Genomic DNA, 13,204 nt, shown 5'->3' with positions numbered 1-13,204 from the left:
CTTCTAGAAATCGTAACCCAGCGTCAGGCCAAAGGTTCGCGGCTGGTTGGCGAACCGGACCACGACGTTGGCGTTACTGGCGACCGCCGACCAATAATATTTGTTGAACAGGTTTTTCGACCACAGCGACAGCGACCAGCCGCTTTCGTCCTTGAGACCAAGGCTCGCGTTGACGACGGCATAGGAAGCCACCTCATAGAGCGGATCATCCTCGAAAATCGTGTTCGCCTTGCCCTGGTAACGCAGGCTGACCGCACCATTGAGGTTAAGCGTATCGGTGATCGGCGCGTCATAGGCCGCGACGATGCTACCCTGGAAACGCGGGCTGTAGATGAACTCGGCACCGTCGAAATTCTCCGGCTGGCCGGCGGCATTGGTGCCGAGATAGTCGATCACCTTCGTTTTCAGCCACAGGCCGTTGGCCGCGATGGTCACGCCCTCCGCCGGTCGCAGGGTCAGCTCGCCTTCGAGGCCATAGGCCTTCGACTTGGGCACATTGTCGAGACGTGACAGCGCCGTGTAGATCGGATCGGCGAAATAGGTGCTGATCTGCTTGTCCTTATAGTCGTAATAAAAGGCCGCGAAATTGGCCTGGAGCAGCCGGTCCGCCAGCGTTGCCTTCACGCCCAGTTCGTAAGCGGTCAGCTTTTCCTGCGTCACCGGTGCATTCTGGCGCGCCTTGCTCGCCGCGTTGACCGGCGAGGTCCCCGACTTGTAGCCGCGCGACACCGACGCATAGACGAGCGTATCGTCGTTCGGCGACCAGTCGAGCGCGACCCGCCAGGCAAGGTTATTCTCGTCGAGCGTCGAAATCACCGGGCCGAAGCTATTCGTAACGTCGTTGAAGGTGTTGCACTGGCCTTCGGAAATCGGCGCCGGGATCGGCAGCGTTCCGCCGGCCGAGAAGAGGAAACGGTTCACGACGTTGACGTTCGGCAACATGCTGCCCTTAAAGTCGCGCGAACAGCCGACATAGTCCTGCTTGTCTTCGGTGTAGCGCAGCCCGACCGTCAGCTTGAGCTGGTCGGTCAGCTCGGCATCGGCGTTGCCGAAAACGCTCCACGTCTTCGTATTCATCGTGCCGATGTCTTCATAGGTGCGGAAGGCGGTCGCCATGTCGGCGGCGGTGTAGCCGCCCGAATTGAACGGCGTGTTGAGCAGGTTGACGCCGGGCACGATGATGAAGGGCACCGCACGGATGAAACGCGCATTCGCATTTTCGCCGAGCAATGTGCGGTTGCTGTCGACGATCTTGTCGTGACCATAATAGCCCCCGACCAGCCAGTTGACCCGGCCGGCCTCGCCCTCAAAATGCACTTCCTGGGCAAAGCTCTTGATCCGGCCGTCGGCCTTTTGCAGCAGGACTTCGAATGGCGCGCCGCTCCAGTCGGACAATGCCTTGCGCTGGAAGTCATTGTAACTGGTCAGGCTGACGAACTTCGCGGTGTCACCGATTTCCTGGTCGATGCGCGCCTTCAGGCCCCAAAAACGGTTGTTTTCAGCGAGATCGCCCGGCAGACCCTCGCCGCGTCCGATATTGGCAGAGCGTCCTGCCTCTGGCGCCCAATCGGCCTGGCTCGCCTTGGTCGGAAAGTTGTTCGCCAGATAGGTCGCAAGCCCCGGAGCATTGAACAGGCGTGAATTGCTGGTGCCCGACACCGGGTTGGTCGCCGGCGTGAAACCGATGCCCTGGCCGGCAACGGTGTCCGACTTGTTCTGCCACCAGGTCACCGACAGGTCGATGCTGGTCCCCGGACCCGGATCGATCGCCAGCGAACCGCGGATTCCCAGCTTGTCGACCTTGCCAAGCCGTTCGTCGGGGCGCGCGTTGCTGATCTGCCAGCCCTTGTCGCTGTTTTCGCTGCGCACCGCGATGCGCGCCGCGACGCCCTCGCCGAGCGGACCCGAGATATGACCCTCGAAATTATAGGTCTGGTAATTGCCGAGCTCCGCCTTGACGCCGCCTTCGAACGTGTCGGTGGGCTTCGCTGTGATGAAGTTGATCAGGCCGGCGGTGGTGTTGCGGCCATAGAGCGTGCCCTGCGGCCCCTTGAGCACTTCGACGCGTTCGAGATCGTACACCGGCCCCGTGTTCATGATCGGATAGGCGTAGGCGACCTCGTCGACATAGGTGCCGACGGTGGAGGTGGCCGAGAGGTTGATCGTGTTGAAGCCGATCCCGCGCAGCGTATAGGTCGGCACGCCCTGATAGCTTTGCGAGACGGTGAAGCTCGGCGCCACCGTGGTCAGGTCGCGCATGTCGGTGACGCGCAGGTTTTCGAGCGTCGCGCCGTCGACCGCCTGGATCGCCATGCCGACGTCGTTCATCGATTCGGCGCGGCGCTGCGCGGTGACGATGATGTCGCCTTCGGCCGCGACTGCATCGGCGGGCGCTTCCTCGGCGGCGAACGCCGGCACAGCCAGGGCGAGACCCATCGCGGAACCCGCGCCCAAGAAAATACGCATTGCCTTCATCACTCATCCTCCCTCAAACAGCTTGTCGCCGGGCTCGTCTTTGTGCGAGCGTCGCGCGAAGCCGGACCGTGCCAGAACATAGAATTGCGGCGGGCCGGACAAGCTGACACCTGTGTCAGGATAGCGGAGGGAAAAGCGGAACATGGATCATCAGCGCGAATCCTGGGCCGAAATGCCCGCGCTGATCGCGGCGGTGCAGGCGGCGGGCGACGCGATCGGCCTGCCCTTCGTCGCGGCGCAGGCCGACCTCGGCGACCCCGAACCGATGAGCGACGCCGAAGGCCGTCCCTATGCCGAAACCAGCTTTCGCTGGGTCGACCCGAACTACGCCTATTGGCGCGATCGCAAGCTGGCGTTGCAACTGGCTTTCCTGACCGCCGCGCGGCTCGTCGCCGAACCCTTTTATTACAGCGACGGCCGCCTCGGCACATGGCGGCCGACGCATCTGCTCGATGAGGTGGACTGCTCGCAGGCGAAGAACACGCCCAATTTCGGCGAGGCGATCATCGCGCCGGTCCACCTGCCGCGCGGACTGGTCGGCGCGGTCTTCTGGTGCTCACGCGAACCCGTCGGCGTCGAGGCGCTGTTCGCAAAACACGCCGGCGACTTGCACAATCTCGCGCTCAAACTCGTCGCGACGCACAATGAAGCACGCGATCGCCCGCGCAACGCCACCGTGCCGCAGACGCTGACTCGCCGCGAGGTCCAGTGCCTGCGCTGGGCAGCGGCGGGCAAAACCGATGGCGAGATCGGCATCATCCTGTCGCTGTCGGTGTCGACCGTGCGGTTCCACCTGCGCAACGCGGCGGCAAAGCTCGGCGCGACCGGACGCGCACAGTCGATCCAGATCGCCGCGGGACTCGGCTTCGTCGGCGCGCGCGCGGCCTGATGCAGGTGCCAGCTTGGCCTCGCCTTACCGCGACCTACAAGTCCGGGGCATGGACATGCTGAACGACCCGGCGCTCACCGCCTTTCGCGAAGAGGTTCGCGCCTTCCTGACCGCGAATTTGCCCGACGACGTCCGACGGGGCGCCGCACGCGCGACGAGCGTCTTCATCGACCCCGACGTGTCGTTGCCCTGGCAGCGCATCCTTCATGAAAAAGGCTGGGCAGCGCCCGATTGGCCCGCCGAATTTGGCGGCCCCGGCTGGAGCGAGATCGAGCGCTATATCTTCGCCGCCGAATGCGCGCGCGCGGGCGCGCCGAACCTCGCGCCGATGGGGCTGAAGATGGTCGCCCCGGTGATCATGCATTATGGCAGCCCCGAACAGCGCGCCCATTATCTGCCGCGCATCCTGTCGGGCGAGGATTATTGGTGTCAGGGCTTTTCGGAGCCTGGAGCCGGTTCCGACCTGGCTGCGCTGCAACTGCGCGCGACCGCGGACGGTAGCGACTATATTCTCAACGGGTCGAAGATCTGGACGACGCACGCGCATTTCGCCAATCGCATGTTCGCGCTCGTGCGTACGTCGAACGAAGGCAAGCCGCAGACGGGGATCAGCTTTCTGCTGCTCGACATGGCGACTCCGGGGATCACGGTCGAGCCGATCCGCACGCTCGCGGGCGATCATGAGTTCAACCAGGTGTTCTTCGACGACGTCCGCGTCCCGCAGGCGAACCGGCTGGGCGGCGAGAATGAGGGCTGGTCGGTCGCGAAACATCTGCTGACATTCGAGCGCGGCGGCAAATATGCGCCGGGACTGATCGGACGGCTCGAACGGCTGCGCGCCCGCGATGACATCGAACCGGTGCTGCGCGCACAGCTCGACCGCGAGGCGGTGACGCTAAAGGCGCTGCAGGCGCTCGAGATGAAGGCCATGCGCGGCGTTGGCGGCAGCCCGGCGCTCTATGCCTCGGCGCTCAAGATACTGGGCACCGAAACCGCGCAGCGTATCGACACGCATGCGTGCGAAATCGCGGGACACGCCGCGTGGGCCGACGCCGACGGGCAGACACCCGCCGAGCTGGCGGTCGCGGTACCACGCTATCTCAACGACCGCGCGGCGACCATTTACGCGGGATCGAACGAGATCCAGCGCGACCTGATCGCAAGGACGATGCTGGGTTAGGCAGCCGCCTCGGCAAAGCGCGCAAGATGACCTGCGCGCGGACCGAATGCTGCCGCAATCGCGAGCGCGCGCTTGAAATGGCCGCCAAGGCTGAGCTCTTCGGTCAGCCCCATCGCGCCGTGAATCTGCACCGCGCTCTCGCCGACGAGGCGCACCGCGTCGCCGACCTCGATGCAGGCGGCGCTGACCGCCTGTGCGCGGTCGGCGCGATCCCGATCGACCGCGAGGATCGCTTCCTCCGTCAGCGCCGTCGCCTTCATCGCCGCGAGTTGCATGTCAGCGGCGCGGTGACGCAGCGACTGGAAGCGGCCGATCGCCGTACCGAACTGCTTGCGCTGGCCGAGATAATCGATGCTGTCGGCAATCATTCGCTGCATCAGGCCAGCCGCTTCGGCGCAGCGCGCCGCAAGGATCAGGTCGTTCGCATAGTCGGCCCACAGGCGCGCGGCGTCACCGCTCGCGAGCGAAGTGGTGTCGCCGGGCTTGAGCGTGAAGGCAAGGTCTGCCGAGACGCTGCCGTCGTGCATGATGCGATGCCGCTGTTCGACCTTGTCGCCATCGGCGGGGATAAGCAGCAACGCCTCGTCGCTCGCGAGGAGGAGCAAATCGGCTTCGGCTGCCCCAGCAACCAGTGCCGCGCTGCCGCGAGCCAAGCCGCCGTCGACGACGGGCATCACTGCGGTCGAAGCCGTGCAGACGATGGCGATCCGGCGGCTGCCCATCGCGAGATCAGCCAGCGCCGGATGATCAGGTAAGACCCGCGCCAGCAGCGCCGTCGCCGCGGCGTGCGAAAGCCAGTCGGCGCCCGCTAGTGCCGGCCCCAGCTCGGCCATGACGATGGCAATGTCGATCGGACCGCCGCCGAAACCGCCGGCGCTTTCGGGCAGCGCGAGGCCGGCTAGCCCGAGCGACTCCGAAAGCTCGCGCCAGCCGGGGCGCGCATTGTCAGCGAGGAAGCGCTGGACGCTATCGCGCAGCACCTGTTGCTCGTCCGAAAGCGGCAGGTCGAGTTCGGCCATGTCAGATCGCCGGCCCGGCTATATATATGTGCGTCATTTGCTCTCCCGCACCTGTCCTGCAACTTGCTGCGCAGCAGGTCTAGCTGATTGGCGTAACAGGTCGGGGCAGCCATCGGCACACGTCATATACTTAGTAATAAAACTATTGCATGGGGCCGCATGCACAGCGCGATACGAGTCGAAGATCAAATGCACGGGCGGCGGGCGGCATGAATCCGATCTGGCTTCCCGCCTCGCTGTTCGGCGGCCTGTTCCAGGCGTGGCGAACCGCGCTGCAACAACGTCTGCGCGCCGAGCTCAGCATAAGCGGCGCGGGGCTGGTCCGCTATCTTTATGGCCTTCCCTTCGCGCTTTGCTTCGCCGCGATCTGGCTGACGATCCGGGGCGAGGCGATCCCGGCATTCGGAGCCGCCTTCGCCGGGTTCGCGGTCGCCGGCGCGATCACGCAGATGGCGGGGACGATCCTGCTCATCATGGCGTTCGGGCATCGCGGGTTCGTTGTCGGCACCGCCTTTTCGAAGACCGAAGCGGTGCAGGCGGCGCTCGTCACTGCGCTGTTCCTCGGCGAGCGGCTGCCGGCGCTCGCATGGATAGGGATCGTTGCGGGTGTCGCGGGCGTGCTGGTACTCGCGCTGGCCGGACGCGGGGTTTCAGGGCGCGAGATATGGCGCGCACTCGGCCAGCCCGCGGCGCTTTGCGGGCTCGGCGCGGGGTCGATGTTCGCGCTCGCCGCGATCGCGGTGAAACTCGCGACCGCCGAACTTGATGGCGTCGACCTGATCGGTTCGGCACTCGTCACGCTCGTCGTCGTGATGGCGATCCAGACCGGACTGCACCTCGCGTGGGTTTTGCTGCGCGACCGCAATACTGCGCGCGCAGTTTGCCGCACATGGCGGAACTCGAGCCAGGTCGGGCTGCTTTCGGCGCTCGGTTCGGCCTGCTGGTATATCGGCTTCGCGGCGGCGCCGGCGGCGTTGGTGAGGATCGTCGGACAGGTCGAGGTCGTGTTCACGATCGGCTTCGCGCATTTCTATCTGCGCGAGCCGGTGCGCTGGCACGAGATCGTCGGGCTGCTCCTCGTCGTCGCCGGCGTGATGATGGCGCTGCTCGCGACCTTCTAGGGAAAGGCGGGCGCCTTGCTGACCATCGCCGGGAGCGGACGGCCCATCACGCCCGTAAGCCAACCGGCCGATTCCACGACCTGCGGCAGCGTGATACCCGTTTCGACGCCGCTCTTTTCGAGCATGTAGATCACATCCTCGGTCGCGACATTGCCCGCCGCCCCGGGCGCGAAGGGGCAGCCGCCGATCCCGCCGAGCGAGGCGTCGACCGTCGCCGCGCCTTCGGTCACCGCCGCCCAGACATTCGCAATGCCCGTGCCGCGCGTATTGTGGAAATGAACGCGCACGGGCAGGCCGCCGACCGCCTCGCGCACGCGTCCCACCACCTCGGAAACCTGCGCGGGCACACCAACGCCGATCGTATCGGCGAGCGCGATTTCGCGCGGGTTCGCGTCGGCGGCGCGCTTCGCCATGTCGACGACGCGGCCGATCGCGACGCCGCCCTCGAACGGACAGCCAAAGGCGGTCGCGATCGTGATCTGCCCACTCCGCCCGGCGGCTTTGGCGAGCGCGACGATCTCCATCGCGGCGGCGAGCGATTCGTCCGAGCTTTGCCCTTGATTGCGGATGCCGAAACTATCGCTCGTCACGCACACCGCACCCAATTCGTCGATCCGACCGGTAGCGAGCGCGCGCTCGGCGCCGCGGCGATTGAGGACGAGCCCGATCCAGGTCACGTCGTCGCGGTCGGGCAGCATCGCCACCAGCTCCTCGGCGTCGGCGAGCTGCGGCACCTTCTTCGGATTGACGAAGCTCGTCACCTCGATACGGCGGACACCATAATCGATCGCACGGCGGATCAGCTCCAGCTTGTCGGCGGTCGAAACGATCGCCGCTTCATTCTGAAGCCCGTCGCGCGGGCCGACCTCGACCAGTTCCACAGCATGATTTTTCAACATCTTGCGTCCCGATTATCCCGAGTCATTTAGCAGGTTGAAAATTACATAGCATTCTAAGTATAAAAAGGCCATGGGCGAGGCAGGTCGTCTTACCAGAGTCGGCCGCGAAAGGAACGATATGAGCGAGACGGGCAGCGGGGGCGCGCTGGATGGCATCAGGGTGGTCGAGATGGGGCAGCTGATCGCCGGCCCCTTCTGCGGCCAGCTCCTCGGCGACATGGGCGCCGAGATCGTCAAGCTCGAACCGCCGGTGACCGGCGACCAGATGCGCAACTGGGGTCAGGGCGACAAACCGAGCTGGTGGCGCGTGATCGCGCGCAACAAATATTCGGTCGCGGTCGACCTGCGCTCGGAAGAAGGTCAAGCACTCGCGCGCGAGCTGATCGCCAAGGCCGACATCCTCATCGAGAATTTCCGTCCCGGCACGCTCGAGAAATGGAATCTCGATCCCGCCGAGCTGCGAAAGACTAACCCCGGGCTGATCGTCGTGCGCGTGTCGGGTTACGGCCAGACCGGCCCCTACTCCGCACGCGCGGGTTTCGGCGGCATCGGCGAGGCGATGGGCGGGTGGCGCGGCATCGTCGGCTATCCCGACCTGCCGCCAGCGCGCATGGGGGTGTCGATCGGCGATACGCTCGCCGCGACCTACGGCTGCATGGGCGCGCTTGCGGCGCTTCACCATCGCAGCAAGACAGGCGAAGGTCAGATCGTCGACTCCGCGCTTTATGAAGCGGTGCTGCAGGTGATGGAATCGACCGTGTCCGACTATTCGGCGAGCGGCACGAAGCGCCGCCGCACCGGATCGACGCTGCCCGCGATCGCGCCCTCGAACGTCTATCCGTGCCGCGACGGCGAATATCTGATCGGCGCCAATCAGGACGGCGTCTTCGCGCGCCTCGCCACCGCAATGGGGCAGCCCGAACTCGCAAGCGACGAGCGCTATGCGACGCACCGCGCGCGGGGGATGCGGCAGGAGGAGCTCGATGCGCTGATCGGCGAATGGACGAGCACGCTGACGATCGCCGAACTCGAAGCGAAGATGGTCGAAGCGGGGGTTCCCGCCGGCCGCGTCTTCGATGCCGAGGATATGATGAGCGACCCGCATTTCGCCGCGCGCGATGCGCTGGTGACGGTGACCGATAAGGAATTCGGCGAGGTCACGATGCAGGGCGTGTTTCCGAAACTGTCGGCGACACCGGGCAGCGTCCGCCGCCCGGCCCCGCTGGCGGTTGGGCAGGATAGCGCCGACGTGCTGAAACGCTGGCTCGGACGGGAAGTGTGACGCGATGATCACGCTCTATGGCGGTCCCACCCCCAACGCGCGCAAAATCGCGATCGCGCTCCTCGAAATGGGACTCGAATGGCAGCTCGAATATATCGACATCCTCGCGGGCGATCAGCTGACGCCCGAATTCCTCGCGCTCAACCCGAACAACAAGACCCCGGTGATCGTCGATGACGAAGGGCCCGACGGTCCGGACTTCATATTGTGGGAAACCGGCGCAATTCTTCTCTATCTTGCCGAGAAGAGCGGGCGCTTCCTGCCCGCCGATCCGGTGAGGCGGGCGATCTGCTGGCAATGGCTGATGTTCCAGGTGTCGGGGGTTGGCCCGATGTTCGGACAAGAAGTGCATTTCACGCACTACGCCAAGGACCGGCACGAATATGCGATCGAGCGCTACAGCCGCGAGGTCGACCGGCTGATGATGGTGATCGAAAAGCGCCTCGGCGAAGCCGAGTGGTTCGCGGGAGACGAATATACGATCGCCGACATGGCAACCCTGCCCTATCTGCGCCGCCAGCTGATCGAAAAGGCCGGGCGCTTCCCGAATGTCGATCGCTGGGGCGCGGCGATGCTCGAACGTCCGGCGGTCGCCGAAGGGATGACCGTCGGCGTCGCCCGCGCTGAGACGATCGAGGGCGGGCTCACCGGTTTCACCGACGAGCATCGCGCAATCCTGTGGGGCGACCGCCAGCACGCGAAGCGCTGACGTTCAGTCCTTCGCGACCGCGGCGTGGTTGGCGTCGCCGAACATGTTCGACCATTGCTTGTCGTCGAGCTTTTGGTGTCGCCCGACATATTTGGCCGGGGCCTTCAGATCCTTGCGCGCCATCGCACGCGCCACCGCCGGGCGTTCGCGGATCCGTTCGAACCAGCCATGCATCGCGGGCCAATCGTCCAGCCCCATCCCCATCACGAACGCCGACGCGCGGCCCGGCCAGATCGCCATGTCGGCAATCGTATACTCGTCACCCGCGACATAGGCGCTCTTCTCCAGCCGCTTTTCGAGCACGGTCAGCAGGCGCGCGACTTCCTTCGTGTAGCGTTCGACCGCATAATCCTGTCCCGCCGGAGCATAGCGCAGGAAATGGCTCGCCTGTCCGCCCATCGGTCCGAGTCCCGCCACCTGCCACGTCAGCCACGACAAGGTCGCCGCGCGTGGCGCGCCCGATGCAGGTAGGAAGCGCCCGCTCTTCTCCGCAAGATATTGCAGGATCGCGCCCGACTCGAATACGGTGATCGGGTCGCTTCCGTCTGCCGGATTCTGATCGACGATCGCGGGCAATTTGTGGTTCGGGTTGATGCGCCCGAATGCGGCGGTCAACTGGTCGCCGTCGAAAATCTCATAGGGGATGATACGGTGGGGTGCGCCGATCTCCTCAAGCATGATCGCTATCTTCTGCCCGTTCGGGGTCGCCGAATAGTGGAGGTCGATCATCTCACAGCACCTCGTGGATGATATGGCGCACCCCGAAATCGGTGCGTTCGCCGACGCCGACGGCGAGCACGCCGTTGAGCCAGCCATATTTGGCGCTCGCGGTTTCGAACACCGGCGCGATTCGCAGATAGTATCGCGACGGGTCGGCGTCGGGGACGGCGGGATCGATAAAGGTTGCGCGCACATCGTCGGGAATGATGTTGCGGCCGGTGTAGCTCAGATAGATGAGCTCGCCGTCGTCGGTCTGCCACACCGCACGGGCATCGAACGTACCGACCGAAGCCGCGTCGCCGAGCCGGCCGCTGCGCGACCAGTTCCCGCCGCCCGAAAGGACTATACCGTTGATACGGTGACCAAAAAAACGGCCGCCGCTGATGTAACCGAGCCGCTGATCGCCGAAGGGCGACGCGCCGATGGCGATGATCCCGCCCCCCACCTCAAACTCGACGGTGCACAGATGGCGCGTCGCGAGTGCGACCGGGGCGGTCTGCGTATTTTCTTCGTTCATGATGCGAATCCTCTTCCTGCCTATGGACAAGCATAAAACCATTAGTATACTAAGGGTCAATCAGATTGACGGATCGGAAGGCTTTCCGGGACCGCGACACAAGCTCTATGGGAGGGTGAAGATGAAGGCGCATAACCAGTTCCTGCTGTCCGGCGTTGCGGCGATCGCGATGCTTGCCAATGCCGCACCGGCGATGGCGCAGGCAGCCCCCGCCGACACGGCGGACGTCGACGACAGCAACGCAAACGAAATCATCGTCACCGCCCAAAAGCGCGAGCAGAATCTGCAAAACGTGCCGATTTCGATGGAAGTCGTCAGCGGTGCCAAGCTCGCCGAGTTCAACACGAGCGATATCAAGGCGGTGATGAACTACACGCCGAACGTGTTCGTCCAGTCGACCGCGGGCAACGACGTCATCTATATCCGCGGCTTCGGCTCGCCGCCTGCGAACTTCGCTTTCGACCAGTCGGTGTCGCTCTATGTCGACGGCATCTACGCCGGCCGCAACCGACAGGCACAGGCGCCCTTCTTCGACCTCGCACGCGTCGAAGTGCTGCGCGGTCCGCAGGGCGCGCTGTTCGGCAAGAACACCGCGGCGGGCGCCGTCAGCGTCGTGTCGGCGGGTCCGACGAAGGATTTCGAAGGCGCGATCACGGGCATCTATAACTTCGATCACAAGGGCACCGATTTCTCGGGCTATCTGTCGGGTCCGATCAGCGACACGCTCGGCGCGCGCTTTGCGTACAAGATCGTCAATCAGGACGGCTATATATACAACCGCGCGACCGATCACGACGATCCCGAAATCAAGTCGCAGCTGCTGCGCCTGACCGTGAAGTGGGAGCCGTCGGCCAATTTCGATTACACAGCGAAGGTCGAGTACGGAAACCGCGAAGTCATCGGCGGCATCACCGTGTCGAGCCCGCTGACCAGCGGCCAGGATCCGCAGACCACGCGTTACCTCGATCGCTCGGCACTCGGCGACGAGGGGAACAACAACAAGTCGGTGATGATCTCGGGCGTCGGCAACCTCGCGCTCGGCGACTTCACGCTGACTTCGGTCACCGGCTACAGCTGGTTCAAGTCGAAGATCGTCAACGGGTTCGACCAGACGATCCCGAACAGCGGCGGCGCCGTTGTTCCCAATTCGGTGTACAATGCCTTCCCCGAACGCTTCGACCAGATTTCGCAGGAAATCCGTATCCTGTCGCCGACGGGCAAGACCTTCGAATTCATCGCGGGCGCCTATTACGACAAGTCCGATTACACGCTGGAGCAATTTCAGGGCTTCAACATCGCGGCGCTCAACTATTTCGGCCGCATCGACAGCCTCTTCCGGCAGAAAGCCGAATCCTGGTCGGTCTTTGGCCAGGCGACATTTAACGTCAGCGATGCGTTCCGCGCGATCGGCAGCCTGCGTTACAGCCACACCAAGAAGGACGGCGATTTCGCCTCGCGGCTCGTCTATGGCCCCTTCGCGCTGCGTCCGATCTCGAGCGCCACGGGTTCGATCAGCGAAGGCAATGTCGATCCGTCGGTGACGCTGCAATATGACATCGCGCCGCGCATCATGGTCTATGCGACGTGGGGCCGCGGCTCGAAATCGGGCGGCTTCGTCTCGAACACGCTCGGCACGACCAGCGCGACCTTCAGCTTCGAACCCGAACAGTCGGAGAATTTCGAGGCCGGCATCAAATCGACGCTGTTCGACGGCAAGGTCGTCGCTAACCTCTCGGCCTATCACACCAAGTTCAAGGACCTTCAGGTTTCGGTGTATCAGCCCGCAATCTCGAGCTATCTGACCGGCAATGCCGCCGCGGCAACGTCGAAGGGCCTCGAAGGATCGCTCAGCATCTTTCCGACCCCCAATTTCGACATCAGCGCGTCGGCCGCCTATTCCGATATCAAATATGACAACTATCCCGGCGCGGCTTGCCTCGCCAGCCAGCCGTTGTCGGTTTGCAATCCCGCACAGACCGATCGGACGCAACCGAACCACGTCGCGAACAATAACCTGGCCGGTTACCCTGTTGCCTATTCGTCGAAATATACGGGAAGCGTGACGGCACACGCGCGGTTCGACCTGTCGAGCGATCTGAAATTCGACATCACCGGCGTCGCGTCGGCGCGGTCGAAATATTTCAACTCGGACAATCAGAGCCCGATCTTCGGTGTCCAGGGCGGCTATGCGAAGCTCGACCTTCGCGTCCAACTCGCCGACCAGGACGACCGCTGGCACGTCGCACTCGTCGGCAAGAATCTGACCAACGAGAAAACGATCGGCAGCGCATTCAACCTGCCGTCACCGATCACCGCGGCGCCGCGCGCGATCCTCTATCTCGAACCCACGCGCAATATTTCGGTCGAGGCCGGGATCAAGTTCTAGGTTCGAA

11 protein-coding genes are annotated in these 13,204 nt (G+C 64.2%); 6 read left to right on the top strand and 5 right to left on the bottom strand.

Annotation, left to right across the window (positions count from 1 at the left end; translation table 11 throughout):
• Nucleotides 1–3: 3 nt before the first annotated feature.
• On the bottom strand, nt 4–2,436 hold the full coding sequence (locus tag ASD73_RS15720) for a TonB-dependent receptor (protein WP_235534512.1): 2,433 nt from the start codon (nt 2,434–2,436) through the stop codon (nt 4–6).
• 181 nt (nt 2,437–2,617) lie between these two features.
• Between ASD73_RS15720 and ASD73_RS15715 the strand changes: the two genes are divergently transcribed.
• Nucleotides 2,618–3,364, top strand: coding sequence for a helix-turn-helix transcriptional regulator (locus ASD73_RS15715; RefSeq protein ID WP_056373804.1), 747 nt, complete (start codon nt 2,618–2,620; stop codon nt 3,362–3,364).
• A gap of 55 nt (nt 3,365–3,419) precedes the next feature.
• On the top strand, nt 3,420–4,544 hold the full coding sequence (locus tag ASD73_RS15710) for an acyl-CoA dehydrogenase family protein (RefSeq protein ID WP_156377431.1): 1,125 nt from the start codon (nt 3,420–3,422) through the stop codon (nt 4,542–4,544).
• On the opposite strand, the gene ASD73_RS15705 is transcribed toward ASD73_RS15710, so the two are convergent.
• Nucleotides 4,541–5,563 (bottom strand): acyl-CoA dehydrogenase family protein, encoded by a 1,023-nt coding sequence (locus tag ASD73_RS15705; RefSeq protein ID WP_056373800.1) that lies wholly within the window; start codon nt 5,561–5,563, stop codon nt 4,541–4,543. The two genes, ASD73_RS15710 and ASD73_RS15705, sit on opposite strands and share 4 nt — an antisense overlap.
• 209 nt (nt 5,564–5,772) lie before the next feature.
• On the opposite strand from ASD73_RS15705, the gene ASD73_RS15700 reads away from it, so the two are divergent.
• Nucleotides 5,773–6,684: a DMT family transporter gene (locus ASD73_RS15700; RefSeq protein WP_056373798.1), complete on the top strand. Its 912-nt coding sequence runs from the start codon at nt 5,773–5,775 to the stop codon at nt 6,682–6,684.
• Here ASD73_RS15700 and ASD73_RS15695 read toward each other — a convergent pair.
• Entirely contained in the window at nt 6,681–7,580 is a 900-nt protein-coding gene (locus ASD73_RS15695) for a hydroxymethylglutaryl-CoA lyase (RefSeq protein ID WP_235534510.1), read from the bottom strand. The two genes, ASD73_RS15700 and ASD73_RS15695, sit on opposite strands and share 4 nt — an antisense overlap.
• Before the next feature lie 121 nt (nt 7,581–7,701).
• Between ASD73_RS15695 and ASD73_RS15690 the strand changes: the two genes are divergently transcribed.
• Nucleotides 7,702–8,865 (top strand): CaiB/BaiF CoA transferase family protein, encoded by a 1,164-nt coding sequence (locus ASD73_RS15690; RefSeq protein WP_056375128.1) that lies wholly within the window; start codon nt 7,702–7,704, stop codon nt 8,863–8,865.
• A gap of 4 nt (nt 8,866–8,869) precedes the next feature.
• The gene (locus ASD73_RS15685; RefSeq protein ID WP_056373793.1) at nt 8,870–9,574 is read left to right on the top strand and encodes a glutathione S-transferase family protein; all 705 of its coding nucleotides are present in this window, start codon (nt 8,870–8,872) and stop codon (nt 9,572–9,574) included.
• 3 nt (nt 9,575–9,577) lie between these two features.
• On the opposite strand, the gene ASD73_RS15680 is transcribed toward ASD73_RS15685, so the two are convergent.
• Entirely contained in the window at nt 9,578–10,303 is a 726-nt protein-coding gene (locus ASD73_RS15680) for a glutathione binding-like protein (RefSeq protein ID WP_056373791.1), read from the bottom strand.
• Between the two features lies 1 nt (nt 10,304).
• Complete coding sequence (locus tag ASD73_RS15675) at nt 10,305–10,811, bottom strand: DUF3237 domain-containing protein (protein WP_056373789.1); 507 nt, start codon at nt 10,809–10,811, stop codon at nt 10,305–10,307.
• A gap of 121 nt (nt 10,812–10,932) precedes the next feature.
• On the opposite strand from ASD73_RS15675, the gene ASD73_RS15670 reads away from it, so the two are divergent.
• Entirely contained in the window at nt 10,933–13,197 is a 2,265-nt protein-coding gene (locus tag ASD73_RS15670; protein ID WP_162248166.1) for a TonB-dependent receptor, read from the top strand.
• The last annotated feature ends 7 nt before the right edge of the window (nt 13,198–13,204 follow it).

The sequence above is a fragment of the Sphingopyxis sp. Root154 genome, from assembly GCF_001427105.1.
Classification (GTDB): domain Bacteria; phylum Pseudomonadota; class Alphaproteobacteria; order Sphingomonadales; family Sphingomonadaceae; genus Sphingopyxis.
Note: the sequence above shows the minus strand (reverse complement) of the source record. Positions and strands in the feature narration are given on the sequence as shown.